A 25500-nucleotide genomic window follows, 5' to 3' on the forward strand; every position below is an offset into this window, starting at 1 on the left:
AGCAGTCGGCATCAGCCCCGACCAAGCCGCGCCAACGCCTCCTCGATCGCATCTGGGCTTCCCGCGAAGCTCAGGCGGACGGTGTGGTGACCGTGCACGGTGTCGAAGTCGATGCCGGGCGCGACGGCTACCCCCGTGCGCGCCAACAGGTCCGCACACCATTGTTCGGCGTTACCGGTCAAGTGCTCGATATCGGCATATGCATAGAACGCGCCGTCGGGGGGCGCGATCTTGGAGATTCCCGCTGCGGCAAGACCGTCGATGAGCAGGGTCCGGTTGGCCGCGTACCGGCGCACATGCCCGTCGAGCTCGACACGCGCCTCGGGGCTGAACGCCGCCAACGCTCCGTACTGAGATACGGCCGGCGGACAGATGGTGAAGTTGGAGGACAGCCGATCGACGGCCCGCAGGAACCGGCGCGGCACCAGCATCCAGCCCAGCCGCCAGCCCGTCATTGAGAAGTACTTCGACACCGAGCCCATCACCACCGCTTCCCGGCTGAACTCCCATGCACTGGAGGTCTTTTGGTCGCAGTAAGACAGTCCGTGATAGATCTCATCGGATATCAGCAGGGTGCCATTGGCCTCACACCACAGCGCGAGCGCCTCCAGCTCGGTTGCGTCGATGATGGTGCCGGTGGGGTTGGCAGGGCTGGCGACGACGAGACCTGCCGGTGGCCGTCCTTCCTCCTGTAAGACGGCCTCCAACATCGCGACCGTGGGCTGGTATCGCGTCTGCGGACCGCAGTCGATCTCGACAACCCGGCAGCCCAGTGCGGCAAGGCAATTACGGTACGCGGGGTATCCGGGCCGCGTCATCACGACGGTATCGCCGACGTCGAAGGCCGCGAGGAACAGCAGCGTGAATCCGCCCGAGGATCCCGTGGTGACGACGACATCGTCCGCCTGGACCTCGACGCCCGAACGCTCACGGTGGTACTCAGCGATCGCGTCACGCAGCTCCGGCAGTCCGAGTGTCTCGGTGTATCCGAGGACGTGCGTGCCGAGCGCCTGGCGCACCGCGTCGAGAACCACCGCGGGAGCACCCGTCGACGGCTGCCCGGCGGCCAGGGAGATCACGTCCCCGTGCGTACGCTGGCGCGCAGCGGCCGCCGTCAGCACGTCCATGACGTAGAACGGCGGAACATCAGAGCGCCGCGAGAGAGCTACCACGGCTGCGACGCTATCGAATCTCTCGGATCTGGACGGAACCGGCATGATGGTCGACATGCGCGATCTGTCCCGACGCTCCCTACTCAAGCTCGGCGCGGCAACCGGTGCCGGCGCTGCGCTCGCCACTCTCCCCGGTATGGGGGCCTTCCCGGCCCATGCCGACGGCGCCATCACCGCGGGCTCGTTTGTCTCCGCGGCGCGCGGAGGGGTCCGCACCGAATGGCGTATCGCACGGCCACCCGGTGTCACCGGTCCTATCCGGCCCATCATCGCGCTGCACGGCAAGGGCCAGACAGCCGCCGGAGTCATGGAAGGCGGCGTAGAGAACATGCTGGCGCAGGCCGTGGCCGCGGGCGCCAAGCCGTTTGCCCTGGTGAGCGTTGATGGTGGCGGCGGCTACTGGCACAAGCGGGCCTCGGGCGAGGATTCCGGCGCCATGGTGCTCAGCGAATTCATCCCGCTACTGGCCGAGCAGGGGCTGGACACCTCGCGCGTGGCATTTCTGGGCTGGTCCATGGGCGGCTACGGCGCAATGCTCCTGGGTTCACGCCTGGGCGCGGGACGCACCGCCGCCATCACCGCGGTCAGTCCGGCGCTGTGGACATCCTCGGGTGCTGCGGCGCCGGGTGCCTTCGACGGCGCCGAGGACTACGCCGCCAACTCGGTATGGGGGCCGGCCGCGCTGAACTCCATCCCGCTGCGCATCGACTGCGGTGACAGCGATCCGTTCTACAGCGCCACCAAGCAGTTCATCGCCCAGCTTCCGACGCCGCCCGCGGGCGGGTTCAGTCCCGGCGGCCACGATGGCTCCTTTTGGAGCTCGCAAATCGGCGCGGAGCTGGCATGGATGTCGCCCCTGCTCACCGCGTGATGCCGCACTGCGGCCGAGTCTGAGTTTCACGACGGTTTCAGGGCGAAAACCGTAGCCAAGCGCAGACTCGACGGCTGGCTGGACCTCGACGGGTTTGCCATCCGCTGGCATTATGGCGCCGTGACCGAAATCAGCCGACGTCGCCTGTTGCAGATGGGTGCCACACTCGGGGCTGGTGCTGCGCTTCTTCCGGCGCTGGCGGCACCCGCACGGGCCGCCGCCGATGTCACCAGCGGGTCCTTTGTCTCGGAAGCCCGCGGAGGCATTCCCACCGGGTGGAAGGTAGCCAGACCGCCCGGAGTCGACTGGCCGGTGCGCCCGGTAATCATGTTGCACGGCCGCGACGAGAACGCCGAGCGGACAATTTACTGGGGTTATGAGCGGATGCTCGGGGATTTGGTCGCCGCGGGGGCCCCGCCCTTCGCGGTCGCCGCGATCGACGGTGGCAACAGCTACTGGCATCCACACCAGAACGGCGACGACCCCGGCGCGATGATCATCGACGAGTTCCTGCCGATGCTCGCCGACCAGGAGGGGCTCGACGTCTCCCGCGTCGCCTTCATGGGATGGTCCGCGGGTGGCTACGGCGCGCTGCTCAACGGTGCCCGCTTGGGCGGGCCCCGGACGGCCGCCGTGGCCGCGGTGAGCCCGTCGATCTGGCTGTCCTATCCCGAGGCCACCGCAGACGCCTTCGACAACGAGGAAAACTGGGAAGAGAACTCGGTTTTCGGGCGACCCCAGCTCAACGGGATGCCGGTGTGGGTGTCGTCCGGCTATGACGACAGGTTCTACACCGCTAGTAGGGTTTTCGCCGAGCAGCTGGCGGCACCGCCTGCCGGCGAGTTCGGTCCGGGCGCACACGAGGGCGGGTACTGGTTATCGCAGGTCCCGCAGGCACTGGGCTGGATCGCGCCGATCCTGGCCGCCTAGAGTCCCGGGTTCGGGGGGATCTCGAAGGTCATCGAGGGTTCCTTGGGCGCCTGCACACAACGGACCGTCCACCAGTTGGCAATCGAACCCGACCGTCGGTCCTCGCACTGACGCACTTGTTCCTGCCCGACGCCATCAAACTCACGGGCCGTTTCACAGGAACGCGCCGCCGCTTGATGAGCGAACTCGTAACGGAGGACCAGTGCGTCGATCACGAGCAGGCCGTCACGCCGAGCCAGCTTGTTGGCGAGCACAACATCGTCCTGCGCCATTCCACGGATGTCCGCCTCCAACGTCACTCCATGGTCGGCATGGCCATCTGGCATCAACACCCACAATGATTCCGCCTCACGCCGCAAGGCTTGGTTGAGTGCCGAGGCGGTGGATCCGATCCGCTCGTCCTGCCACGACGATGTGCGACCCCTTGTCAGTATCGAGAAGTCGTCGTATTCGGGTGCGGCACGCTCACTGACGGCGAGAAAGGCGGTACACAAAGACAGTTCATGGACATCAGGCGCCGGCACGGCTTGTGACTTGTTCGACTTCCAGCTCACCGCCAACAGCACCACTGCGACAACCACCACGGTCACTCCCGTGATCACCCACCGGTAGCGCATCTGCCGACCCCTAGACGCTGATGCGCCCCTCGGCCGCAGCCAGGCCGATGTCGCTACGGAAGTGGCTGCCCGGCAGGCGAACTGCCTCGATCTTCGCGTAGGCGTCGGCCCGTGCGGCCTGCAGGTCGGTGCCGGTACCCACGACGGACAGCACGCGGCCACCCGAGGACACGACGGCACCATCCTCCCGACGGGCCGTCCCGGCGTGCAGCACACCCTCCGCCTCGGAGCCGGTGATCACGTCGCCGGTGCGCGGACGCAACGGATAGTTCTCGGCGGCCAGCACCACAGTGACGGCACTGCCGTTCTGCCAGCGCAGCGGACCGAAGTCTTCGAGGGTGCCGGTCGCGGCGGCATTCAACAACTGCCCCAGTGGTGATTCCAGCAGCGCCAGCACCGCCTGCGTCTCGGGATCGCCGAAGCGGCAATTGAATTCGACGACGGAGGGGCCGGTCGAGGTGATCGCCAGCCCCGCATATAGGACTCCCGTAAACGTGTTGCCGCGCTTAACAAGCTCAGCGGCAACGGGTTTGACGATGGTGTCAACGATCTCGGTGACGGTCTCATCGGGCAGCCAAGGCAGCGGGCTGTAGGCGCCCATGCCACCGGTGTTCGGGCCGGTGTCGCCGTCACCGACCCGCTTGTGGTCCTGGGCAGGCAGCAGCGGCACCACCGTCTCACCGTCGACAATGCACAGCAACGAGACCTCGGGCCCGTCCAGGAAAGACTCCAGCAGCACCGGATGCCCGTCGTCGAGCAGGCTCGCGGCGTGGGCACGAGCCGCGGCGCGATCATCGGTGACCACCACGCCCTTGCCCGCGGCCAGCCCGTCATCCTTGACCACCCAGGCCGGCTCGCTCGCGAAGCGGTCTAGCGCGGCATCCAGATGCGCTGGGTTGTCGACGATCTCACTGCGCGCGGTGCGCACGCCCGCGGCCGTCATGACGTCCTTGGCGAACGCCTTGGAACCCTCGATGCGCGCGGCGTCCGCCGACGGGCCGAAGCACGCGATACCTGCCGCCCGGACAGCGTCACCCACACCCAGCACCAACGGCACTTCGGGGCCGATGACGACGAGGTCTATGTCCAGCTTGGCGGCCAACGCCACTACCTCTGCTCCGGAGCTGATGTCAACGGCATGCTGTTCGGCCACAGTTGCGGTGCCCGCATTGCCCGGGGCTACCGCCAGATAGTCGACGTTCGGGTCACGCTTGAGGGCGATCAACAGAGCGTGTTCACGGCCACCGGACCCAATGACAAGGACGCGCATGCCCCAGACCCTATCGGTCTGGGTGCGTCCGGCTATGCATCCGGGCGGTATCCCCGCAGCAGCTTGGCAAGTAGCTCGTCTCTGCCCGCGACGAGCTCCGGGTACGGACGCAGCGTCTTCACCAGTGCCTCCCCATCGAACATGTCGGTGATCATGAAGACCAACGTGACGAGGTCCGCATCGGATAACCGGTCGGTTCCCGGCACCGATCGCGCCAGCGCGACCATCTGAGCGCCGTATTCGGCCACTGCGACCTGCAAGGTCTCCCGCAACTGGGAATCGGTGCGCGCGGCCACCATGAGTTCGTAGAGCACGGCGTTGATGGGCTCCTCCTTGAGGGAGCGCATCACCGCCATCACATCCTCGAATTCGGTGAGTCGATCGCCCGCCTCATCGAACTGTGCGCGCACGGTGGCCAGCTGGCGGCGCAGGGTCTCACGCGCCACCGCAGCCATGAAATCGCCGACGGCCGGGAAATGGCGGAACAGCGCCCCGTAGGAGAGCCCCGCCCGCTTCGCGATCCGCTGCACGGAGGCGCGCGAATAGCCCAGCTCAGCGATGGTGTCAATACCGGAATCGAGCAACCGGGCGATCGTCGATTCACGGCGCTCGGCCTGGGTGGGACTCACGGGTGCACACTAGAGGAACGCGACACCAATGTGGCGCCCATCACTAACATTGTGATTGGTTGCCATCTTTTTTTAGACTCGCCGTAACACCCAACGAAGGGCAGCCCCATGGACGACAGTCTTCGCGCAAGCGGCTCATCCTCGAGCGACTACGACCTCATCATTCGCGATGGCCTCTGGTTCAGCGGCACCAATTCCGAACCCCGTAAGGCCAACCTCGGAATCAAAGAGGGGCGGGTTGCCACCGTCTCCACCACCGCGCTGGACGAGACCGGCTGCCCCGAGGTGATCAATGCCGGCGGCAAGTGGGTGCTGCCCGGATTCGTCGATATCCACACCCACTACGACGCCGAGATACTGCTCAACCCCGGGCTCGATGAATCGGTGCGCCACGGCGTCACCACCATCGTGCTGGGCTGCTGTTCCATGTCGACCGTCTACGCCAAGCCCGAGGACGCCGCCGACCTGTTCAGTCGCGTGGAGGCAGTACCGCGCAAGCACGTGATCGGCGCGCTGAACGAATTCCAGGACTGGACCGATCCGGAGAGCTACGTCAAGAAGATCGACGCCTTGCCTCTCGGCCCCAATGTGACATCCTTCCTTGGGCATTCGGATCTACGCGCCGCCGTCATGGGCCTGGGTCGGGCCACCAACAACTGGTCGTTCCCCACCCGCAAGGAACTCGACCGGATGGCCGACATGCTCGACAAGGCACTGGATGCGGGCATGCTCGGCATGTCCGGCATGGACGCCCCCATCGACAAGCTCGACGGTGACCGCTACCGCTCGCGGGCGCTGCCGTCGACGTATGCCTGGTGGCACGAGCGCTGGCGCCTCATCAACGTGCTGCGCAAGCGCGACCGCATTTTACAGAGCGCCCCGAATATCAATAACCCGCTCACCGCGGTGTTGTTCTTCCTATCCTCGGGAACCCGTTTCTTCAAGCGCCGCAAGGCTGTTCCCGTCAGCCTGCTGGTGGCAGCCGACTCCAAGAGCATCAAGGGCGCAAACGTGTTCTTCAGCGCCGCTGCCCGGATCGGTAACAAGGTCTTCAAGTCCAACGTCAAGTTCCAGCACATGCCGCTGCCGTTCACGCTGTACTCCGATGGCATCGACCTTCCGGTGTTCGAAGAGTTCGGCGCAGGCACCGCAGCGCTGCACATTCGCGAGCAACTGGATCGCAATAAGCTGATGGCCGACAAGGACTACCGCCGCAAGTTCCGGCGCGAGTTCGCCATGAAGAAGCACATGCCGGGCCTGTGGCACAAGGACTTCCATGATGCCGTCATCGTCGAATGCCCCGATGCCTCGCTGATCGGCAAGACCTTCGGCCAGATCGGCGACGAGCGCGGCATTGCGTCGCTGGACGCCTTCCTGGACGTGCTGGTGGAGAACGGTGAGAAGAACGTCCGCTGGACGACCACGGTCGGGAATCATCGCCCCAAGGTGCTCGACGAGATGGCCAAGGACCCCAACTTCCAAATGGGCTTCTCTGATGCCGGTGCGCACCTGCGCAATATGGCGTTCTACAACTTCTCGTTGCGCTTCCTCAAGCGCATGAACGATGCCCAGAAGGCCGGGAAACCGGTGATGCCCCTGGGCCAGGCGGTGCACCGGCTGACCGGTGAGCTGGCCACCTGGTTCGGGCTCGACGCCGGGTACCTGCGTGAGGGCGACCGCGCCGATTTCGTCATCATCGATCCGGAGAAGCTGGACGGCACCGTCGACGCCTACAACGAGGCGCAGGCGCCGTTCTTCGACAACCTGTCGCGCATGGTGAACCGCAATGACGAGACCGTCGTGGCCACCGCGGTCGGCGGCAAGGTGGTGTTCCGTCTCGGTGAGTTCATCGAGGGCTACGGGCACGACCTGCAGACCGGTCGGTACCTGAAGGCCGGTGAGAAACTCGCGGTCCGATGAGCGCCGCGACACGTCTGTCCACGTTCACCCATGACGGCCTGACCTTCGACGTCATCGACGAAGGTCCCATCGCCGGACCGGTGATCGTTGCGTTGCATGGTTTTCCCGAGCGGGCGACCATGTGGTCGGAGATCATTCCGAAGCTGACGGACGCCGGATTTCGGGTGCTGGCACCCGATCAGCGGGGCTACTCCCCCGGCGCCCGCCCGATCGGCGTCCACAACTACGCCCTGGACAAGCTCTCGGGCGACATCCTGGCGCTCGCCGACCAGGCCGGAGTTTCCACATTCCATGTGCTGGCCCATGACTGGGGTGCCGCGGTGGCCTGGCAGCTGGCAGGAAATCACGGCGAGCGAGTGCACACCGCGTCCGTGCTGTCCGTCCCACACCCGCGCGCTTTCCGGGATGCCATGCCTCGCGGCCAGATCCTGCATTCCTGGTACATGCTGCTGTTCCAGATTCCACGACTTCCCGAATGGCTGTTCAGCTTCAACGACAAGGAAGCGTTCCAAAAGTTCGGCCAGAAGTGGATGAAGGTCTCCGACCGGCTCGCCGAGCGCATCAGGGAGCTGTTCAGCGAACCCGGAGCCACCACCGCAACGGTGAATTGGTATCGGGCGATGCGGTATTCGCTGCGGTCACCGGCGCGGTCCGTACGGGTGCCCACCCTGTTCATCTGGAGCGACGAGGACTCCGCGGTGACTCGTGCGGCCGCCAACCTCAACCAGAAATACGTTAAGGCGCCCTACCGTTTCGAGGTCTTCGAAGGCGTGTCCCATTGGATCGCCGAGGAGCGGCCCAACGAAACGGCGGCCCTGGTCCTCGAACACATCGCCGAGCACTCGTCCTAGCGGCTACTGGGATTCCAGTACCGCTGCAGCATCCTGCAACCCCCGGATGGCCGCGGCAATCGCCGGTCGGTGCTGGGCACCGGGACGGGCCAGCACCTCGTACAGCCGCCCCGCTCGGACCTCACGGATAACCAGTCGCGCCACCCGCGGGCTCCGGCTCACGTATCGCGGCATCAATGCGATGCCATGTCCGTGGGCCACCATGTCTTCGACAATCTGGAAATCCTTGAACCGGAACCGGACTCGGGGCCGAATGCCCGCCGATACCCCGAGTGAAACCAGAACATCGTCCACCGGGAACCCCTCGGGGACACTGATCCAGGTCTCGTCCGCCAGCTCACCCGGCGTCACCGAGCCACGCCCCGCCAACGGGTGATCGTTGTGCACCAGGAGATCGATCGGCTCTCGCATGAGCGTCATCGACCACACCCGCGCGGACCGCAGGGCGGCAGCCCGCTCGTCCCGGTGCGTGACAACGATGTCGTACTCGGTCAGCAGCCCGGGGGCCTCGCTGTACGTCACGTCCTCGTCGCCCGGCCGCACATCCACCACACCCTCGACGGCGGCGACGAGCCTGGGCAGCAGCAGACTCCCACCGGAGGGGAACGATGCGATCCGCACGACCGGTTGTGTCCCCTCCCGGTAGGCCACCATCTCCTCCGCCGCCCGGTCGACGGCGGCAATCACCTCGTCGGCGCGCAGCACCAGCGCGCGGCCAGCCTCCGTCAGCGCAATGCCCCGCCCGTCCTGCCGCAACAACGGCACGCCCGCCTCGCGGGCCAAGACCTTCAGCTGCTGCGATACCGCCGAAGGGGTGAGCCTCATCGCATCGGCGACTTCGCCGACGGAGCCGCGATCGGCAAACTCACGCAGAATCCGCAGGCGACGCACGTCCATGAAGGAAATCTACATTAATAGTGCACATTAATTAGATTGTGCTGAATCAATTCGGTACGCAGGATCGACGGCATGACAACCCGGCACCGTCTCCTCGGACTGACCGTCGCAGTGCTGTGGGGAATCAATTTCCTGGCCATCCACACTGGGCTGGACCATTTCCCGCCGGTCTTCTTCGCCGGGCTACGGTTCGCGGTGCTGGCGATTCCGGTCATCCTGTTCGTGCCGTGGCCACGGATTCCGATGCGGTGGTTCCTGTTGTACGGAGTCGGGTTCGGCACCGTACAGTTCGCGTTCCTGTTTCTTGCCATGGCGAACGGGATGCCGACAGGCCTTGCCTCCCTGGTGCTACAGGCCTCGGCCCCCTTCACCGCGATCCTGGGCGTGCTGCTGCTCGACGAGCGGATGTCGGGCCGTCAGATCGCGGGTATCGCTCTCGCCGTTGGCGGTATGGCACTCATCGCGGCTGATCGCGCGGCACACGGCGCGTCCGCCGCGCTGGTCCCGGTAATCCTCACGCTGCTCGGCGCACTGGGTTGGGCCTTCGGCAACATCGGGAGCCGAAAGGCCATGGCCGGCAACACCGATCCGCGCACACCGCTGCGCCTCACCCTGTGGATGTCGGTGGTGCCGCCTATCCCGCTGTTCGCGCTGTCGGCAGTCACCGAGGGACCGTCGGCAGGGTGGCACGCGGTGGCCTCGATCGGTGAGCGCAGCGGACTGATCGCCCTCGGCGGCCTGGTGTACATCGTGCTACTGGCCACCGTCGCGGGCCTGGGCCTGTGGACCTACCTGATGGGCCTGTACCCGGCAAGCCGGGTGGCACCGTTCTCTCTCCTCGTTCCGGTCGTGGGTATCACCGCGTCCTGGCTGATTCTCGGCGAACAGCCGACCGTGCTGGAACTCGCCGGAGCCGCGGTGGTGATCACCGGCTGCCTGATCGGTATGACCGCGCGCGCACCCCGCGGCGACGCGGACCCGCTGGTGCCCCGCCAGCTGTCCGCGGCCTGCGCCCCGACGACGGGCCACTAACCTAGGGACATGTCCAGCGTCTTCACGAAGATCATCAACGGGGAACTGCCCGGTCGGTTCGTCTACGAGGACGACGACGTCGTCGCGTTTCTGACCATCGCGCCGATCACCCAGGGCCACACCCTGGTGGTGCCGCGCGCGGAAATCGACCAGTGGCAGGACATCGACGCGGACGTCTTCGCGAAGGTCAATCTCGTCGCACAGCGCGTCGGCCGCGCCATCCGCAAGGCCTTCGACGCACCGCGTGCCGGTTACATCATCGCGGGGATGGAGGTGCCGCACCTGCACATCCACGTGTTCCCCGGGTTCACGTTGACCGATTTCAGCTTTGAGAACGCCGATCCCAACGCTTCGACGGAGTCCCTCGACGAGGCGCAGGCGAAGATCAAGGCTGCGCTGGCTGAGATCGGCTAGTCCGCACGATCTTTGGCGCAGGACCCTCAGCCTCCGACACCTCAGTATCTACGTCCTCGAACTCCGCTTCCTCGTCGGTCATATCGGCGCGCGGCAGCCGCACCTCGAATCGGCAGCCCGCACCGGGCGCCGTGTGCACGGTGACGGTGCCGTCATGTGCGGCGGTGAGGGCGTCCACGATCGACAGACCCAGCCCCGTACCACCGCTACTGCGGGTGCGCGACGTGTCCGCGCGATAGAACCGCTCAAAGACACGTTCTGCATCAGTCTTCGTCATTCCCGGTCCCGCGTCGATGACCTCCAGGACGGCGTCATCTCCCTCGGTGCCCACCCGGACCCGGACGGCCGCGGTGGTGTGCCCGAGCGCATTGCTCACCAGGTTGCCCAGCACCTGGCGCAACCTCAGCTCGTCGCCGATGACCTCCGGGGTGCCGGGGCCATCAAAGACTTCCAGTTCCACATCGCGTTCGGGCGCAGTGGCTTTCGCATCATGGACGGCATCAGTGGCCAGCACCAGCAGGTCGACGAGCCGCTGCTCCATGGGCCGATGCGCGTCCAGTCGCGCCAACAGCAGCAGGTCCTCCACGAGCTGACCCATGCGGGTCGACTCCCCTTCGATACGGCCCAGCACCAGCTCGATGTCGGTGGCCGCACCCTGGCGATAGAGCTCGGCGTAGCCACGGATGGTGGTCAGGGGTGTGCGCAATTCATGACTGGCATCGGTGATGAACCGGCGCATGCGCTCCTCCGAAGTTCGAGCGGTTGCGGCCGATTTTTCCGAATCGGCCATCGCACGCTGAATCTGCGCAAGCATTCCATTGAGCGCCAGTGATAATCGGCCCACCTCGGTGCGCGGGTCGCGTTCCGGTACCCGTCGATCGAGATGACCCGCAGCGATATCGGCTGCTGTCGCCTCTACTTCGGCCAGCGGTCGCAGGCTGCGGTGCACCAACCAATATCCGGCAATACCAAGCACAGTCAGCACCGCGATCCCTATCGCCACCTGCAACCACAGCAGGTCGCGGGCGGTGGTGCGCACATCGGTGATGTCGCGAGCAACGGTGGTGTACCCGCCCATCGCGTCGTGGCGGGACACCGCACGCCACTCCGTGGTGCCGTCGGCCGAGCGCACCGTCACGGGACGGCCGCCCACATCGTTGTCGAACGGCAGGTCCGGATCGGCGCGGGCGCGATCGTTGAGCATGATGACCACCCGCCCACGGTCATCGGTGGTGCGGATGAAGAACAAGGACGGGGGCCGATGCCGGTTGGTGTCGAAGGCAGGCGGGGGTGGCGGTGGCCGGTTCGCCCACCCATTCGCGGCGTCGATCAGCTCGCGATCGGCGCGGTTCATCATGGTGCGCTGCATGGTGGTAGTCACCGCAATGCCAGATGCCACCAACCCCAGCGCAACCAGAACCAAGGTTCCGACTACGAGGCTCACCCGCAGCGGTACACCCCGACGAACGCCGGGGCGGGTGCTCACCGCCTGATCTTCTTCGCGCCAGCGCTCATCAGCGCGGCTCGCGCAATACGTATCCCACGCCACGAAGCGTATGCAACAACCGCTTCTCGCCGTTGTCGATCTTGCGCCGCAAATACGAGACGTAGGACTCGACGACGTTCACATCGCCTCCGAAGTCATAACGCCACACATGGTCGAGGATCTTGGGCTTACTGAGCACGGTGCCCGCGTTGATCATGAAATACCGCAGCAGCGTGAATTCGGTGGGCGAGAGCGCAACCGGCTCGCCGGTCTTCCACACCTCGTGGGTGTCCTCGTCGAGCTCGATATCGGCGAAGCTAAGTCGCGACTTGCGAGCCGGCTCCGAGCCCATCCCGGAGCGACGCAGGATCACCCGCAACCGGGCGACCACTTCTTCCAGGCTGAACGGCTTGGTCACGTAGTCATCGGCACCCAGCGTCAGCCCGGCGATCTTGTCCTGCAGACCATCACGGGCGGTCAGGAACAGCGTCGGCGCATCGATCCCGTCGGCGCGCAGGCGGCGCAGCACCCCGAATCCGTCCATTCCGGGCATCATCACGTCGAGAATCACCGCATCGGGGCGAACCGTGCGGGCCAGATCCAGGGCGGCGGCGCCGCTGTCTGCGGTATAGACGTCAAACCCCTGGAATTTCAGACTGACCGAGAGCAGTTCGACAATGTTCGACTCATCGTCGACCACCAGCACCTTGGCGGGGGTGGTGCCGTTGGCGGGAAACGTTCCTTGGTGTGTCTCAGTCGTGATGCTCACCTCCGACAATCTTCCCCTCAAAATTTACGGTGCGCTGGATCTTCGCTGTGAGGTTCCTGTGAGTTCTTCACAGGAGATTGTCAGCCAACCGCGCAAAGTCGCCCTAGAGTTGTGCCATGAAGCTGGTGTCGCTGATCACCGCGCCGCTCAAGATTTCGCTGGCCGTTGCCGATACCGGCTTGGCGGTGGCCGCCAAGGCGATCGATGCCGGGCGCGAAATTCTCGCTGAACTTCCCGACGGACAGCCCCACGACGGCCAACCTGACGCCCCCGGGACGGGCCTGGTCGGCACCGTCGAATCCCTGCTGGGGCTGGCCGGACGCAAGAGTCCGCTCAGCTCGGCGATGAAGGTCGCCGAGCTCATGGAAGAGGACAAACCCCTTGGCAGGGCGCTGCGACCAGGTGGACCGGTAGAGCGCGTCATGGCACCCGGCGGGCTTGCTGATCGGCTCACCGAGCCCGGTGGCGTCCTGGACCGGCTCTTCGCCAAAGACGGGCCCGTCGATCGACTCACCTCACAGGACGGCGCCCTGGACCGGGCGCTGGCACCGGGTGGGCTGGTCGACCAGCTGCTCGCCGAGGATGGGATTCTCGAACGGCTGATGCGCGAAGAGGGCGTCCTGGACAAATTCACCGCGAAGGACGGTCCGCTGCAGCAGCTGGCCAACCTCTCGGAGACGGCCGCCAAGGTGGCGCCCAATATCGACGCGCTGACCCCCACCATCGAGCTGCTGACCGATACCGTCTCGGCACTCAGCTCCGTGGTCGGCCCGCTGGGCGGTTTCCTGCCGCGCCGTCGGCCGTCGCGACCATCCAGCTCACCGCGGCCGATACGGTCCGAGCGGGTTATCGAAGGTGAGATGTAGCGAGCGGGCTAGTACGACTTGCCGTCGGCATAGCGCTGCCGGCGAAAACTGCGGCCATTGCCGCGATTGCGGCTCTTGTAGGCCGGCAGTTGCGAGTCGCAGTTCGGGCAGACGAGCCGGAGATTCTCTCGACAATTGTTGGCCGGTTTTCCGTCGATACGGTACAGAGCCAGTACAAGCGGGGAGTCTTGCCAGATGCTCGCTCCGCTGCAGATCGCACAACGGCCCGATTGAGCCTCGGCGAGAAAGAGCCGAATGAAGTGGCTCTGCTCGCTGCGCACCCGGGCCTCACCGGACTCGAGCCACAGCCTGGTACTGGCGTCGCGTCGGGCTGCCGCCTGACAAGCATTGCCGCAATAGATCTTCTGGCTTCGCGTGGAAAGTGGTGCGCCGCAAGCAAGGCACAGTCTCATGGGCTGAAATTACGTGACGGCACTGACACACCCGATAGCGCGTTGAGCCCCCTGTCAGGATTGAACTGACGACCTTCGCTTTACAAGAGCGGTGCTCTACCACTGAGCTAAGGAGGCAATGGAACGTCGTACAGTTTAGCGGGCTTCGTCGATGACATGTTTGGAGCCCATCGACGCAGCCGAGTACATCGCTAGCCGTTGAGCAGCAGCGCCACCAGCAGCACGACCATCCCCAGCAGCAGGACGCTGAGGAACGTCGGCATACGGCTCGGCGGCAGGTCGGCATCGCGGCGCATGGCGTCCTGCACCCGGCGCCGCCGGCGCGCGGCCGCCATCGCCAGCACGCCGCCGGTGATGACCAGCAGGATGCTTGCCACATGCCGGGCACCCGGAATCCAGAACTCCGGAACGAATTGCATGAGGGCTACCCCGCTGGCGATGAGCGCCAGCGAGGTACGCACCCAGGCCAGATATGTCCGCTCGTTGGCGAGCGTGAAGCGGTAATCGGGTTCGGCGCCAACGGATTCGCCGACGCTCACGAACCGTACTTCAGCCATAACGGAAGCACCTTGTTGAGGCGATCCATGAACTTCTGCAGTCCCACGCGGTGTTCACCGAAGCCCATCGGGTCAATCCGATACTCGGGGAACGCAATGCCGGCCCCAAACAGACCGGGAGCGATGATCCCATTGGCGGCATTGCACTCCAGGTGCCCCCACTGCGGCGCAGCGGGTATTGGCCTCGGGCTGAATCCGACGGTGTAGACGGCGTAATCGCAGCTCTGGAGCAGCTCGGAGAATTCAGGGCTGTCGACCAGGCAGCGCTGCAGCCGGTCGGGCAGCACTCCGTCGATGTTCTCCCGCGCCCAGCGTGCGGCCTCCCCCTTCAAACCAGTGTCGTCGAACAGCGTCCAGTCCCCCATGTCGACCGCATAACGCAGCGGTCCGCGATAGAAGTTGATGACCTTGGCCGCCGGTCCGGCCAGCAGGTTGGGCAAGGCGATCATGCTCGAGTGCGACGCGCCGAAGACGGCAACGGTGGCCCCCTCGAGCGGCAGCGCAGCGAGCTTCTCGGGATTGAGCGCCGCCTCGATCGGGATCTCGTTCAACCACGGGTAGTCGAGCGTCTTGGGAACCGAACCAACCGCGAGGATCACGTTCTTCGACGTGATATCGCCCGTTTCGGTCCGCACGGTCCACCGGCCGTCCTGCAGTGCCAGACCCGTCGCCGTCGTGCGCAGGGCACTCACTTGCTCACAGAGCTGCCCGGTAATCCACACCAGCGGATCCGCCACATCGCCAAGCAGACAGGTATCCGTGGGCGCCAGGTCGTTCAGCGCGAAATGCGGTGCATGGGCGAACCGGAAGGATTGCGCGCCCGTCAGGTAGTTGATGAACAGCTTGACCGCCGTATTACTCGGCACGGCACGCCATTTCGTACCAAAGTCGCCTGCGGCGAACTCCGGGTCGATCCAGGCGATCGAGCCGGGCGGCACTCCGTGATCGAGGAGCTTCCCCACCGCCGCAATGCCCGCGGGGCCCGCGCCGACCACTGTCCAACCGTACTCACTCACTCTTCTGCCCTTCTCTGCGTGAAAATCCAGGAACGCCACCGCCGATGCTTCCGGTGACTGTCTTCGATTGTTCTGCGCGAAGAAGCCCGTGAGTAGTGACTAATCCGTGAACAGCCCCAAAGATTTACTTATAAACACAGCTAGAACGGCTATCACTGTTCCGTGTTGTCCGTTTCCCAGGTACTCGGGAGCATGGGAACCACCTGCCGGGTGTCATCAGATCCGAATCGGACCGTCCTGGCGGTGTGTGCACTGGTCGCGGCGGGCGCCGTGCCTGCGAATCCCAGCTTGCCGGCACCTCTGTTGATCGCAGCGTGCTCGCCAGCCTCGGTCGAATACCCGGCCGTTGGGCCCATACCGGCTGTCTCTTCCAGGTATTCGTAGCGTTGGCCGCCGATGCGGGCCTTGCTCTTGCCGCGCTGTCTGCGCCGGGCCGGAGCCATCGCCGTAACACTTGCCGCCGCGGCAGCATCGATGGTCTCGACGGCAGATTCCGACGATTTCGCCGTACCCTTGGGGCCAAAGCTCACCCCGGGCGGCACCAAACCGGGTATGGCATAAGTGATCCCGCTCATTGATGCCGGAGCGGCGGAGGAAGCCGGGGCGGTAGCGCCCTGCGTGGGAGTGGCCGGAGCCGAGCCTCCTGAAGGGGACGCGGACATCGTCGGCAGGGGCACAGCCGTCATCCCCGCCTCTGGACGGTGCACGGCCTGGAATGCTGGCCTGTCCGCAGAGGGCGCTGTCGCCGGAGCCGGAACCGCTGCCGGAGTGGGCCGAAGGTGTACCAGTGCCGCCAAACCGCTGAGCCCACTGAGAGCGGGAATGAGAAACGGCAGCAGGTACGAGGCGTAATACGGGTACCAGAGCAAGTCGTAGAGGAAAAGCATGATCACGGCGAGCACGGCCGAGGTCGCCGGGTTGAAGCCCATCTTCTCGAACCACTGCTGAAAGCCCTGCAACATCTTCATGATCTGGTCCGGAGAACCCGGGACATCCGATTGGTCACTGCGGGCCTCACCGCCGGGCCCGAGAATCGGGGGGGCCGGCTGGGTCGGCGGTATCGCCGACGTCATGGCCTCGGCTGTCGCCTGATAGACGCTCATGGTGGCCGCCGCTTGCACCCACATGCGGACATAGTCGGCTTCGTTGAGCGCGATCGGGATGGTATTGATTCCAAAGAAGTTCGTGCCAACCAGCACTCCGTGCGTGAGGTGGTTGACGGCGAGTTCGGCCAGGGTGGGCATGGCCGACAGCGCGCCACCGTAGGCCGCCGCGGTTGTTTCATGTTGGGCGGCAATGACAGCGCTCTCGACAGCGGACTGTTCGAGCCAGGCCAGGTACGGCCCGTGAGCCGCCACGTACTCCGACGCGCTGGGCCCCTGCCAACTGCTTGCCTGAACTCCGGTCAAGACCTGGGTCAACTCGACCGCCGTGCGCGCATAGTTGTCCGAGATCTCTTGCCACTGCAGGGCGGCGGCGAGCACCGCGCCCGGACCGGGTCCCGCACTCAACAGCGCCGAATGCACCTCCGGCGGCTCCGCCATCCATATCGGTGCCGTCACACGCCGCCTCCCTGCTGAATGGACGCGAACGGTTTCGCGTCTCAATGTGAGTAGTCGGACCCTGCGTCAGAAAGTTCCCGCACAATCAGAATCAGCGTCCGAAATCACATGTATCGTTGCGCGCCAGGAATTCCCACGTACCGTAACCGTCCCGTACAGTCGGGCTCATGCCAGTCATCGATGCTCGACACCTCGACGGCGTGTCTGAGACCGCACTGCTCACGCTGCATCAACGGGCGACCGAAGCGGCCCGGCCGGACGGCATTATTGACGACCCCATGGCCATCGCGCTACACGCCAGCCTTGATTACGATTTCCAGTATTTCGGGCGCACACACCAAGCTACGGCCTTGCGCGCCTTGATATTCGACAAGGCCACGCGGGAATATCTGACGGGGCATCCGCGCGCGAGTGTGGTGGCCTTGGCCGAGGGATTGCAGACGAGCTTCTGGCGCGTCGACAACGGCGAGCTCACCTGGATGTCGGTGGATCTGGAGCCCATCGTGCGGTTACGTCAGCAGCTGCTCCCGCGATCGGACCGGTTGCACTACTGCGCCCAATCCGCGCTCGACTATTCATGGATGGACCGGGTCGACGGCTCCGGTGGTGTGCTGATCACTGCCGAGGGCCTCTTCCAGTACCTAGAGCGTGAGCCGGTGTTCGATCTGATCACCGAGTGCGCCAAGCATTTTCCTGGTGGAAGGCTGGTTTTCGATTCTGTGCCTAAGTTCCTGAGCACGCACTCCCAGCGCGGCATGAGACTCAGTGAGCAGTACACCGTTCCACCAATGCCCTTCTCGTTCACCGCAAATCAGTACGGAGAACTCCGCGCCATCCCCGGCATCCGCAGCGTGCGCGCGCTGCCGATGCCCGCCGGGCGTGGCAAGGTACTGCGCTGGGCTGGCCCGATGCTGTACGCACTGCCCGGTCTCGACCGGCTGCGCGCACCTCACACGGTGATCGAGTTCGGCTGAAATACTGCCGCTTTCGTCCGGTAGACGCTATCCGGCGGCGACGGCGAAATCACCGCCAGCACGCACAAGCGTGTCGTGAACTTCCTCCACTGACAGCACGCTGTCGGACAGAACCCGTACTGTCGAAGCACCCTTGGGATCCAGATCTACGGACACCTCGCGCACCGGATCGAGTGCGGTCAGCGCCTCCGTCACTCCCATGACACACGAGTTGCAGTGCATCCCGCTGATGGCAAAGATTTGCTCGGACATATCGTGTTTCCTCCTGAAATGTTTATTCACAACAGATGTGAAGGCGCGAGGCCTCCGAGGCAGGGCGTTTATGCGCCCCATTTGGCTCCTTCGGCCATGTCGCGGGCGTTCATCGAGAGGGTGTTGGTTTCGTGGGTGGTGCCCATGGCGCGGTAGGCGCGGATGAGTTCTTCCATGGCGGTGTTCCATTGGGCCTGCCAGGCGGCTTGGCTCATGGAGGTATCACCGTGCCAGACGGCCTGCAGGGAGGCCTGCTGGGCGGCCAGGTCGGCGCCCAGGGCGGTCAGCACACCGGAGTAGGTGTTCATCTCGCCGGCATGGGCCAGCATCGCGGGGTAGTTGAAGGTGATCTGCGACATTTGTTTATTTCTCCCTTGGTCTTAGACGCCGGTGTAGCGGCTGGCGGCGGCGGCGTCCTCGGCCACGTAGGTGGCGGCGGCATCACCGAGGTTGATCTGGGCGATATCGAGCAGCGCGTTGACCTTGGCGGCGACCTCCACGAATCCGGGCGTGTGCGGCCTGGAAGGCCACCGAGGACTCACCGACATGGAAGGCCTGCGCCGACATCGCGGCCTGCTCGGCCTGCGAAATCGTCGAACGCATCAACGCGGTCTTGGCACCGAAAGTGCCCTCAGCGGCCACCAAAGCCGGAATATGTGCATCAAGCAAACTCATGAAACTACCTCTCTGTGATCGTGTGGATTGTTCCGGGAACTACGCGATTCCCGGCATATACGTTGCGGCGGCCTGCATATCGCCGACGGTGTAACTCGTAGCGGCCTCGGTGACTCCCATACCGGCCCGGCCCAGCTCATAGGCGGCGCCAGCCGCCGCAGCGTTGCGCTCGATTCCGTGGGCGCTGAATGCCGCCGCAATCTGGATGGACACCGGGTCGGCCGCCGGCGGTACCACCGCGCCGATCACCGGTGCGGCAGCGGTATGCACGGCGGCAAGCCGCGCGGTCAAGGCCTCCACCGCGGCGCTGGCTGCGGCCAGTCCCTCGGGAACGACGTTCAGGATCATGGCGAGTACTCCTCCTCTGGATGTATTCCGGTCATTGAGAACGGCCCTGCGCGAGTAGATCTCGGATCGACTCCGGTACCGCCGGAAGCTCGGCCACTGATGCGGACTCAAGGGAGATAGTGGGATATCCGGCGAGATGATCCGCGTAGGTCTGTGCGCCCAAGCGCATCCCGAGTCCCGCCCAGGCGTCGATCACCGACCATCTCCGCGGGTTTCGCTTGGCCCAATCGCTGCCGTCCAGCAGGCGTTTCCATGCGCGCAGCTCGAGTTCGTCCAAGCCATACCCACCAAGGAACTCGGCATAGGAAACAGCTCTGCCGCGCACCACGCTGACTCCCCGGCCGAGCGTCGGCGCTTCTGCCGCCATACCAAGAATGGACGAGGCCGCGACGGCCCCCGTGGTGACCTCTTCGGTCAGCCTGACAGAGGGAAACGCTTGCAGTGCAAGACATGCGTCAACGATCGACACCAGCACGTCGGTGCCGCCGACCAATTGATCGGCCTCTCCGAGTACCCGGGGCAGCCGCGCGAGCGTGAAGTCAAGCCCGAGCGGTGATGCCGCGACCACCAGTTCGGCCAGTGCCTTGGATGCCGCGTACGGGTAGAGGGCTTCACGCGGATCGGTGACGTGCGCGGCGGCCGGCTCGGCGTTGACGACGAACGTCGACATGTGGATCAACCGGATGCCGCGTGCGGCACACCCGTCCACGGCCGCGGATACCCAGTCCACGTTGGCATGCCGGATATCTCGGTAGGGAGCCAGCATGTTGGTGTTCCCGATGCAGTTGATCAGGGTGCTGGCCCCGGTCTCGTGCAGCAGTGTATCCAGCGCTTCGGGGCCGAATCCTGGCCCGGCATGTCGGATCCTGACGCCGTCAACGGCCCGGAGAGCGGACCACGGGCCAGAATCGGGGAGCTCCGATCTCGTCACCAACACGACATCAGGGCGCAGCGCACCGTGGCGTTTCAGATCGAGCGTGGCACGGCCGAATCCGGTACCGACGATCCCCGACGCACCCAACACGATGATCGGCCCGTCGGCACTGGCCTGTGAGTTGTTGCCGTGCAACGTCGTGACGCGGCGGGGAGTCGTCAACCGCTCGAGGTCCGTGCCAATGTCGACTGCGGTATCTGCGGCACCGAGGTCGGCGGCCGCCGGGCCGGCAGCGGCAAGGCACGCGGCGCTATCGGCGCTGATCAGGTCCAGCACGGAGAGTTGGCGGCCGAGATACCGCCGAGTGTCCGGCAGCATTCTAATCAGATCGAGCGAGCCAACCCCCTCGGCAAGGAGCGAGGATTCCGCGCCGATCTCCCGCCCGAGACACCGACTCCAGACGCGGGCAAGACCAGCGGCAGTTTCCACGGTGTGTGTCTCGTCCGGCACCGCGTTCACAAACTGCGGCATGGTCAGCAGACCCTCGAGGTCAATCTTGCCGTTCGGCTTACGGGGGATGCTCGGCACACCCAATACCAAGAACGAGGAGACCCCGAAGTCCACCAGAAGGCGTCTGATCCTCGCCGCTATCTTGTTGTCGTCCAGATCTTTACGGGCCTGATACCAGACCACCAACGCGCCACGGTGCAACCCCACACCGGCATCGGCGATCGCGGGGTCCTCGGATACGCGACGGATCACCGAAGCGGTGTCGATCCGCTTGCCGGCGATCTTCACGATCGCATCGCGGCGTCCGGCGAAGGTGGGAAATCCGTCCTCGTCGAACACCACGCGGTCGGCGGTGGCGAATGCTCGCCTGGGCGCGCCACCGATGGTATTGACCACACCGAAGCTTTCCCCCGGTGTCCCGAGGTAGCCCGCCGAAACGGTGTTTCCGGCGACGACGATCTCACCGAACGCGACATAGACCGTGTTGGGTATGACCGGCAGACCCACCCGAAGCCGCTCGGAACCACCACCGTGCGGCTCCCTGTCGATGGGCAAGTACGTCACGACAACCGTGGCTTCGGTCGGCCCATAGCTCGAGATGAGTGAGACAGACTGTGTCCCAACGGACTCTATCCACGTGTCGACTGCCCCGGACCGAATGCCTTCACCACCGACGACCACCTGGCGCAGATCGGAAGCACCGATCACCGTCAGAGCCTCGGCGTCCTCGCACAGCAGATGCCACACGGCGGTCGGCAGGTCGATCAGGGTGGGCCTCAGTTCCCGGATGTCCCGCACCAGGGTGACGAGATCTCCGGATTTCATCGCCGGGGAACGGAGCAGTCGTGAGCCGCGGACCGCCCCGCCGAAGATCTCTTCAACGCTGATATCCGAGGTCAACGGCGCACATTGGAGAATGCTGTCCTGCGCACCCCAGCCATAGGCATGTCCGGCAGCGCGGGCGAACGACGCCAGGGCGCCGTGCGTCACGGGGACGAGTTTGGGCTCACCGGTCGACCCCGAGGTCGCCATGATGTACGCCGTCCTCAAGGCTAAGGCAACGTCCCGCGATACCTCCTCGATGCGCTGGTCGACGAGAGCACGCAATGGGCCGGCCACGTCTCGCGGGATCGGAGCCTTGGTATCGACCACATGTACCGCAGCGTCGCTGTGCTCGGCAATCGAATCAGACCGCAGGGACGTATCTTTCGCACTGTCACACACGGTGTATCCACAGCCGGCGAGATGGCAGGCGATCAGAAGATCTACAGTCTTGTCCGTGTCATCGTCGACGCACACCACGATGTCGCCCGGTGCGACGCCAGCGATGACCAGCCAGGCGATCCAGGACTCAACGAATCGTCGCCGCTGCAGGAACCGCTGCACACCGCCGGCGGTGTCCATGAACCAGGCGGCCACCGCAGCAGGCTCGGTCCGCGCACAATCATCGCCCCGGCGGCGGGCACCGTCGGCACCGATCCCGAACCACTCGTTCACGGTCATGGCAATCGGAAAGTCCCACATGGTTTCCATCGACTCGAGCGCCGCCACGATCCGCTCCGCGATCCACGGATGCGTGCTCGCGTCGCCCTGGTCCACGCGACCCCAGATGGACAGCATGAGGGTGCGCCGATCCTCGTCCATGACGCACGACACGGTCATTCCCTCCACGGGACCGATATCGGTCGCATGGGGTGTGGCCGAGAGAAAAGAGCGGAGGGCAGGTGCGCAAGTTTCGCGAATGAAGTTGAAGGTCAGCGCCTCGACATGCGATGTCTTGTTGATTGCCAGATACATTCGGCGGTACTGCTCCTCACGAAGCCACCGGCGCCGTGAGGCTCTGACATAGTCGCGATCCAGTGCCTGCACGACATCACACACAGAGGCAAATGCGGGGAAACGGACCGGATGTGCGATCGAGTTGACCAGACAGGTTGCGACGTTCAGGTCGGGCTCCCCAAACCTGTTATCCACGGCGTGGAGCAGCAGCGTCGAGGTACTCTGCCGCAGACTCGCGTCCACCGCAATCGAAGCTGCCGCCACCAGAATGTTCAACGGCACCTGCTTGGCCTCGGACAGCGCCTCGATCGCGTCGAATGCCTTGCCCGATAGCGTTACCGATTCCTGCAGTACCCCTCTGGCCGCGCCCGCCGTCCCCTCGCCGAGGCTGAGCCCGTGCCCTCCATGTCGGGACGCCTCAGCGAGTTCGCGCTGGATTGCCACACCGAAACGTTGCAGCGATTCCTCGGCTTTGACGGCCTCGAGATCGTGCGCCGCCGCAATTTTCGCCAGTGCTGCACTTGCACAGACATTTTCGGGTTCGTCAGGACCGGCCAGACGACGGCCCAGATCGGTCTCTATCACGCCGATAGCGCCGCCATCGAGCAGCAGGTGGTGCGCATGAATCTCGAGCCCCACCACCCGTCCGTCCGCACCCGTGCGGACGGTATACCGGACGAGCGGCGAGGCGGCGAGGTCTGTCGACCACATATGCACAAGCTCGCCAGCGGCCCTCGTTGCCGGCTCCGCCCCGTCCGAGACCACCGTCACGATGTCACTGAACTGCAACCCTCGCATCAGCTCTGGATAGTGCGCACCTTCTCGCACCGGTTCGAGGACGCACAGCTGCAGTGGGTTGGCCGATACGGCTCCCTCCAGCGCGGACAGGAATATCGGCGCGTCGATCGGATGAAACCGATAACTCTTCCCAATGAGATACAACCCGGGATCACCGGCGTGCAACGCGCCGTTGTACATGTTCTGCTGCGACCTGCTCAACGGCACGCGGTCCACGCGCGGTTCGACCGCCACCGTCATGTGGCGCCCTCCGGCTGTGCCTGTTCCAGTGCCTGCGCCCAGCCGGCGATGGAAAGATCTGCCACCAAACGCTTCTGCAGCTCCGAACCGCGAGTCACACCCAGCTGCTTCATCAGCAGCACGAAACGCACCGAGTCGAGTCCCAGCTCTCGCAGATCGGTGGCGTCGCCGTCGAAGAGCTCCACCTCCGAGATGTACAGCACCTCACAGACTGCCGTCAGAATCCGGTCCCTCGTGGCTTCAGGCACGCGGCGGCGCCCCGGTCAGCTCGGCGGCCAAGGACGATCGCATGACCTTGCCGGACTTCGTCCGGGGGATGTCGTCGACAACAGCGATGACCGACGGCCTGGCCATCGATTCCGACTGGCGCCGATACGTCGCCGCAATCCGCTGCTTGAGCTCCGCCGCGCCTTGCCCGTCTAGCTGTGTGGTGGGTACCACCGCCAACCCGACAAGCGCGCCGAACTCCTCGTCCGGTATCTCGTAGCACGCCGCTTCGCCAACGCCCGCAACGTTTTCGGCAATCCGGTCGACCTCGTCGGGCACCACATTGACCCCTCCAGAGATGATCATCTCCGAGGAACGGCCCCTGATGTAGAAGAAGCCATCGTCACGACGCTCCACCAGGTCTCCGGTGTTCACCCATCCGTCGGCCAGTACCTCGCGGGTGCGATCCAGATTTCCCCAATACCCCAGCATGTTAGCCGGCGACTTGATCCACAGCGTGCCGTACGACGCGGACACGCCCCCGTGCGTCGGCCCGCCGGTCTCACCATCCGATAAGAAGGTCTGCACCCCTGGGTATGGGCGCCCGACCGCACCCTCCTCGATCTTGGCGATCGACTCGTCATCGGTCGGAAGACACAGTGCGGTACAACCTGTTTCACTCAGTCCGTACACCTGCGCCGTTCGCACCCCGGACGCTTCGATGAACTGCACATCGGCCGGGATCGCTCGCGAACCGCCGTACGCGATGAATCGCAACGAGGGAACGGCGGCTCCGGTGAGCTGGAGCTCGGACACCAATCTGGTCATGAGGGTGGGTACCAGGCAGGCGGTGGCCACCTCGTTCCCGGCGAGCAACTCCCTCAGCGATGCCCCACTCTCGCCGCCGGTGACACACGACGCGCCGTGCATTAGCCCGTTGAGAATCCACCAGAGCCCACCGATATGAGTTGCGGGCAGCGGCGAGTAGGTCGTCTCCCCTGCCACCCAGTCGATCCAGCTCAGTTCCTCGGCGAGCAGGATGTCAGGGACTGCGAAAAACGTGCGGTTGGCCAGCAGTACGGCCTTCGGTTCTCCCGTGGTGCCACTGGTGAAGATCATGGCGAACGGGTCGTCCGCATGGCCTTCAGTTTGTGCTGCCAGCCAATCTGTTTCGAGGCTCGATGGATGATCCACGTCGTCCTCGTCGGCTATATTCGGAAGGATCGCGGCAGGGTCCGTTATCTCGCAGAACCGCGCGATGGCTGCCGGGGGCAGGGCGTTGTCCACCATGACGGCAATAGCCCCGAGCCGCGCACACGCGAGCACCGAAAGGTACGTCTGAGGACTGTTGTCCGAAAGAACTACAACACGGGACCCTCGGGTGACCGACGCGGCACGGAGGGTCGCGGCCAGCTTGCCGACTTCGGCGGCGAGTTCGCCGTACGTCATGGCACCAGTACCGTCACTGCGGCGCAATGCGATGAGCCCGGGCCGCAGGCGGGCCTGTTCGAGGATCCGTTCCAACACAGTGGGCGGTGACTGAGACATGGCGGTGAGGATGCGCTTCCTGT

25 protein-coding genes, 1 tRNA gene and 1 pseudogene are annotated in these 25500 nt (G+C 65.0%); 8 read left to right on the forward strand and 19 right to left on the reverse strand.

The window, feature by feature from the left end; all coding sequences use genetic code 11:
- Nucleotides 1–11 precede the first annotated feature (11 nt).
- Entirely contained in the window at nucleotides 12–1229 is a 1218-nt protein-coding gene (locus tag B4383_RS15790; RefSeq protein WP_078291777.1) for a pyridoxal phosphate-dependent aminotransferase, read from the reverse strand.
- Between B4383_RS15790 and B4383_RS15795 the strand changes: the two genes are divergently transcribed.
- Both B4383_RS15795 and B4383_RS15800 read left to right on the forward strand, forming a co-directional pair.
- A complete protein-coding gene (locus tag B4383_RS15795; protein ID WP_139360816.1) occupies nucleotides 1228–2043 on the forward strand; it encodes a twin-arginine translocation signal domain-containing protein in 816 nt (271 codons plus the stop codon). The genes B4383_RS15790 and B4383_RS15795 overlap by 2 nt on opposite strands.
- 120 nt (nucleotides 2044–2163) lie before the next feature.
- The gene (locus tag B4383_RS15800; RefSeq protein WP_078291779.1) at nucleotides 2164–2973 is read left to right on the forward strand and encodes an alpha/beta hydrolase; all 810 of its coding nucleotides are present in this window, start codon (nucleotides 2164–2166) and stop codon (nucleotides 2971–2973) included.
- Here B4383_RS15800 and B4383_RS15805 read toward each other — a convergent pair.
- From B4383_RS15805 to B4383_RS15815, 3 genes are read right to left on the reverse strand one after another with little or no spacing between them, the layout of a single operon-like run.
- On the reverse strand, nucleotides 2970–3590 hold the full coding sequence (locus B4383_RS15805) for a hypothetical protein (protein WP_078291781.1): 621 nt from the start codon (nucleotides 3588–3590) through the stop codon (nucleotides 2970–2972). The two genes, B4383_RS15800 and B4383_RS15805, sit on opposite strands and share 4 nt — an antisense overlap.
- 10 nt (nucleotides 3591–3600) lie before the next feature.
- Nucleotides 3601–4860: a phosphoribosylamine--glycine ligase gene (gene purD / locus B4383_RS15810; RefSeq protein ID WP_078291783.1), complete on the reverse strand. Its 1260-nt coding sequence runs from the start codon at nucleotides 4858–4860 to the stop codon at nucleotides 3601–3603.
- Between the two features lie 32 nt (nucleotides 4861–4892).
- The gene (locus B4383_RS15815) at nucleotides 4893–5489 is read right to left on the reverse strand and encodes a TetR/AcrR family transcriptional regulator (RefSeq protein WP_078291785.1); all 597 of its coding nucleotides are present in this window, start codon (nucleotides 5487–5489) and stop codon (nucleotides 4893–4895) included.
- Nucleotides 5490–5597: 108 nt separating this feature from the next.
- On the opposite strand from B4383_RS15815, the gene B4383_RS15820 reads away from it, so the two are divergent.
- Nucleotides 5598–7409: a hypothetical protein gene (locus tag B4383_RS15820; RefSeq protein WP_078291787.1), complete on the forward strand. Its 1812-nt coding sequence runs from the start codon at nucleotides 5598–5600 to the stop codon at nucleotides 7407–7409.
- Nucleotides 7406–8260, forward strand: coding sequence for an alpha/beta fold hydrolase (locus tag B4383_RS15825; protein WP_078291789.1), 855 nt, complete (start codon nucleotides 7406–7408; stop codon nucleotides 8258–8260). Before B4383_RS15820 ends, B4383_RS15825 begins: the two co-directional genes overlap by 4 nt.
- A gap of 3 nt (nucleotides 8261–8263) precedes the next feature.
- On the opposite strand, the gene B4383_RS15830 is transcribed toward B4383_RS15825, so the two are convergent.
- The gene (locus B4383_RS15830) at nucleotides 8264–9157 is read right to left on the reverse strand and encodes a LysR family transcriptional regulator (RefSeq protein ID WP_078291791.1); all 894 of its coding nucleotides are present in this window, start codon (nucleotides 9155–9157) and stop codon (nucleotides 8264–8266) included.
- Nucleotides 9158–9229: 72 nt separating this feature from the next.
- On the opposite strand from B4383_RS15830, the gene B4383_RS15835 reads away from it, so the two are divergent.
- Entirely contained in the window at nucleotides 9230–10189 is a 960-nt protein-coding gene (locus B4383_RS15835) for an EamA family transporter (protein WP_078291793.1), read from the forward strand.
- A 9-nt stretch (nucleotides 10190–10198) separates the two neighbouring features.
- Entirely contained in the window at nucleotides 10199–10603 is a 405-nt protein-coding gene (locus B4383_RS15840; RefSeq protein WP_078291795.1) for an HIT family protein, read from the forward strand.
- On the opposite strand, the gene B4383_RS15845 is transcribed toward B4383_RS15840, so the two are convergent.
- Nucleotides 10575–12152: a HAMP domain-containing sensor histidine kinase gene (locus tag B4383_RS15845; RefSeq protein ID WP_078291797.1), complete on the reverse strand. Its 1578-nt coding sequence runs from the start codon at nucleotides 12150–12152 to the stop codon at nucleotides 10575–10577. The two genes, B4383_RS15840 and B4383_RS15845, sit on opposite strands and share 29 nt — an antisense overlap.
- Nucleotides 12118–12858: a response regulator transcription factor gene (locus tag B4383_RS15850; RefSeq protein WP_099051502.1), complete on the reverse strand. Its 741-nt coding sequence runs from the start codon at nucleotides 12856–12858 to the stop codon at nucleotides 12118–12120. Before B4383_RS15850 ends, B4383_RS15845 begins: the two co-directional genes overlap by 35 nt.
- A 116-nt stretch (nucleotides 12859–12974) precedes the next feature.
- Between B4383_RS15850 and B4383_RS15855 the strand changes: the two genes are divergently transcribed.
- Nucleotides 12975–13724, forward strand: coding sequence for a hypothetical protein (locus B4383_RS15855; protein ID WP_078291799.1), 750 nt, complete (start codon nucleotides 12975–12977; stop codon nucleotides 13722–13724).
- Between the two features lie 8 nt (nucleotides 13725–13732).
- Here B4383_RS15855 and B4383_RS15860 read toward each other — a convergent pair whose 3' ends face one another.
- From B4383_RS15860 to B4383_RS15880, 5 genes are all read right to left on the reverse strand, one after another.
- Nucleotides 13733–14131 carry an HNH endonuclease gene (locus tag B4383_RS15860; RefSeq protein WP_176126675.1) on the reverse strand — a complete coding sequence of 133 codons (399 nt, stop codon included), beginning with the start codon at nucleotides 14129–14131 and terminating at the stop codon, nucleotides 13733–13735.
- Between the two features lie 51 nt (nucleotides 14132–14182).
- Nucleotides 14183–14254 (reverse strand) — tRNA-Thr (locus B4383_RS15865).
- Nucleotides 14255–14328: 74 nt separating this feature from the next.
- Nucleotides 14329–14694, reverse strand: a complete 366-nt coding sequence (locus B4383_RS15870; RefSeq protein ID WP_078291802.1) for a DUF202 domain-containing protein — start codon at nucleotides 14692–14694, stop codon at nucleotides 14329–14331.
- Nucleotides 14673–15710, reverse strand: a complete 1038-nt coding sequence (locus tag B4383_RS15875; RefSeq protein ID WP_078291923.1) for a pyridine nucleotide-disulfide oxidoreductase — start codon at nucleotides 15708–15710, stop codon at nucleotides 14673–14675. The genes B4383_RS15870 and B4383_RS15875 overlap by 22 nt, the downstream gene beginning before the upstream one ends.
- A gap of 152 nt (nucleotides 15711–15862) precedes the next feature.
- Entirely contained in the window at nucleotides 15863–17272 is a 1410-nt protein-coding gene (locus tag B4383_RS15880) for a PPE domain-containing protein (protein ID WP_078291803.1), read from the reverse strand.
- A gap of 167 nt (nucleotides 17273–17439) precedes the next feature.
- Between B4383_RS15880 and B4383_RS15885 the strand changes: the two genes are divergently transcribed.
- Complete coding sequence (locus B4383_RS15885) at nucleotides 17440–18246, forward strand: class I SAM-dependent methyltransferase (protein WP_078291805.1); 807 nt, start codon at nucleotides 17440–17442, stop codon at nucleotides 18244–18246.
- Nucleotides 18247–18273: 27 nt separating this feature from the next.
- Here B4383_RS15885 and B4383_RS15890 read toward each other — a convergent pair whose 3' ends face one another.
- The 7 genes and pseudogenes from B4383_RS15890 to B4383_RS15920 all read right to left on the reverse strand — a co-directional run bounded on the left by B4383_RS15890 (nucleotide 18274) and on the right by B4383_RS15920 (nucleotide 25477).
- A complete protein-coding gene (locus B4383_RS15890; RefSeq protein WP_078291806.1) occupies nucleotides 18274–18498 on the reverse strand; it encodes a heavy-metal-associated domain-containing protein in 225 nt (74 codons plus the stop codon).
- Between the two features lie 68 nt (nucleotides 18499–18566).
- The gene (locus B4383_RS15895; RefSeq protein WP_078291808.1) at nucleotides 18567–18857 is read right to left on the reverse strand and encodes a WXG100 family type VII secretion target; all 291 of its coding nucleotides are present in this window, start codon (nucleotides 18855–18857) and stop codon (nucleotides 18567–18569) included.
- 21 nt (nucleotides 18858–18878) lie between these two features.
- Nucleotides 18879–19173, reverse strand: a pseudogene (locus B4383_RS15900) (type VII secretion protein EsxS).
- Between the two features lie 39 nt (nucleotides 19174–19212).
- Nucleotides 19213–19521 (reverse strand): PE family protein, encoded by a 309-nt coding sequence (locus B4383_RS15905; RefSeq protein WP_078291812.1) that lies wholly within the window; start codon nucleotides 19519–19521, stop codon nucleotides 19213–19215.
- A gap of 31 nt (nucleotides 19522–19552) precedes the next feature.
- Nucleotides 19553–23722, reverse strand: coding sequence for an AMP-binding protein (locus tag B4383_RS15910; protein WP_078291814.1), 4170 nt, complete (start codon nucleotides 23720–23722; stop codon nucleotides 19553–19555).
- Nucleotides 23719–23970 carry an acyl carrier protein gene (locus tag B4383_RS15915; protein WP_078291816.1) on the reverse strand — a complete coding sequence of 84 codons (252 nt, stop codon included), beginning with the start codon at nucleotides 23968–23970 and terminating at the stop codon, nucleotides 23719–23721. Before B4383_RS15915 ends, B4383_RS15910 begins: the two co-directional genes overlap by 4 nt.
- Nucleotides 23963–25477 carry an AMP-binding protein gene (locus tag B4383_RS15920; RefSeq protein WP_078291818.1) on the reverse strand — a complete coding sequence of 505 codons (1515 nt, stop codon included), beginning with the start codon at nucleotides 25475–25477 and terminating at the stop codon, nucleotides 23963–23965. The genes B4383_RS15915 and B4383_RS15920 overlap by 8 nt, the downstream gene beginning before the upstream one ends.
- Between the last annotated feature and the right edge of the window lie 23 nt (nucleotides 25478–25500).

It is taken from the genome of Mycobacterium sp. D16R24, assembly GCF_002013385.1.
Taxonomy (GTDB): Bacteria; Actinomycetota; Actinomycetes; order Mycobacteriales; family Mycobacteriaceae; genus Mycobacterium.

Coding starts and splice junctions, on each gene's coding strand:
- B4383_RS15795 (WP_139360816.1), top strand. CDS start 1,228: ATGCGCGATCTGTCCCGACGCTCCCTACTCAAGCTCGGCGCGGCAACC.
- B4383_RS15790 (WP_078291777.1), bottom strand. CDS start 1,229: ATGTCGACCATCATGCCGGTTCCGTCCAGATCCGAGAGATTCGATAGC.
- B4383_RS15805 (WP_078291781.1), bottom strand. CDS start 3,590: ATGCGCTACCGGTGGGTGATCACGGGAGTGACCGTGGTGGTTGTCGCA.
- purD (WP_078291783.1), bottom strand. CDS start 4,860: ATGCGCGTCCTTGTCATTGGGTCCGGTGGCCGTGAACACGCTCTGTTG.
- B4383_RS15820 (WP_078291787.1), top strand. CDS start 5,598: ATGGACGACAGTCTTCGCGCAAGCGGCTCATCCTCGAGCGACTACGAC.
- B4383_RS15825 (WP_078291789.1), top strand. CDS start 7,406: ATGAGCGCCGCGACACGTCTGTCCACGTTCACCCATGACGGCCTGACC.
- B4383_RS15830 (WP_078291791.1), bottom strand. CDS start 9,157: ATGGACGTGCGTCGCCTGCGGATTCTGCGTGAGTTTGCCGATCGCGGC.
- B4383_RS15835 (WP_078291793.1), top strand. CDS start 9,230: ATGACAACCCGGCACCGTCTCCTCGGACTGACCGTCGCAGTGCTGTGG.
- B4383_RS15840 (WP_078291795.1), top strand. CDS start 10,199: ATGTCCAGCGTCTTCACGAAGATCATCAACGGGGAACTGCCCGGTCGG.
- B4383_RS15855 (WP_078291799.1), top strand. CDS start 12,975: ATGAAGCTGGTGTCGCTGATCACCGCGCCGCTCAAGATTTCGCTGGCC.
- B4383_RS15870 (WP_078291802.1), bottom strand. CDS start 14,694: ATGGCTGAAGTACGGTTCGTGAGCGTCGGCGAATCCGTTGGCGCCGAA.
- B4383_RS15885 (WP_078291805.1), top strand. CDS start 17,440: ATGCCAGTCATCGATGCTCGACACCTCGACGGCGTGTCTGAGACCGCA.
- B4383_RS15890 (WP_078291806.1), bottom strand. CDS start 18,498: ATGTCCGAGCAAATCTTTGCCATCAGCGGGATGCACTGCAACTCGTGT.
- B4383_RS15895 (WP_078291808.1), bottom strand. CDS start 18,857: ATGTCGCAGATCACCTTCAACTACCCCGCGATGCTGGCCCATGCCGGC.
- B4383_RS15905 (WP_078291812.1), bottom strand. CDS start 19,521: ATGATCCTGAACGTCGTTCCCGAGGGACTGGCCGCAGCCAGCGCCGCG.
- B4383_RS15910 (WP_078291814.1), bottom strand. CDS start 23,722: ATGACGGTGGCGGTCGAACCGCGCGTGGACCGCGTGCCGTTGAGCAGG.
- B4383_RS15920 (WP_078291818.1), bottom strand. CDS start 25,477: ATGTCTCAGTCACCGCCCACTGTGTTGGAACGGATCCTCGAACAGGCC.